Below are 479 nucleotides of genomic sequence, written 5' to 3'. Positions count from 1 at the left end.
CATCGAGGAGATGACGCTCCTGCTCGACGGCAAGCGGTACTACTCGTCCGACGTGAACTACTGGGGGATCACCTTCGCCGACGACGGCAAGAAGTTCTACGCGACCGTGGGGACGAAGGGGAAGACCTACCTCGTCGAGGCGGACTACGAGAAGCTCGTCGCGAACATGATCCGCGAGAACGTCGAGTGTCCGTCGCTTTCGCCGGATGGGAAGCGGATCGCCTTCAAGAAGCGGGTTTCCGCCGATCTCGCGGCGCCTTGGCGGCTGGCTGTCCTCGATCTGGCGTCCGGTAAGGAGACGATGCTGGCCGAGACGCGGAGCGTGGACGACCAGGCCGCCTGGCTCGACGACCGGACCGTGGCCTACGGGGTGGAGTCGGGGATCTGGGCTGTTCCGGCCGATGGGAGCGGGGCGGCCCGGGAGTTGGTGACGCGGGCCTCCTCGCCGGCGGGCGTGTAGTGGGTCGGGGTGGTCGTGA

Annotated in this window: 1 pseudogene; it reads left to right on the top strand. The window is 67.0% G+C overall.

Annotated elements, in window-relative coordinates:
• Nucleotides 1-460 (top strand): annotated as a pseudogene (locus tag CFP71_RS30550) (hypothetical protein); the annotation flags it as partial.
• Nucleotides 461-479 lie beyond the last annotated feature (19 nt).

The organism is Amycolatopsis thailandensis, assembly GCF_002234405.1.
Lineage (GTDB): Bacteria > Actinomycetota > Actinomycetes > Mycobacteriales > Pseudonocardiaceae > Amycolatopsis > Amycolatopsis thailandensis.
The sequence above is the reverse complement of the archived record's forward strand: the minus strand, read 5'-3'. Positions and strand labels throughout refer to the sequence as shown.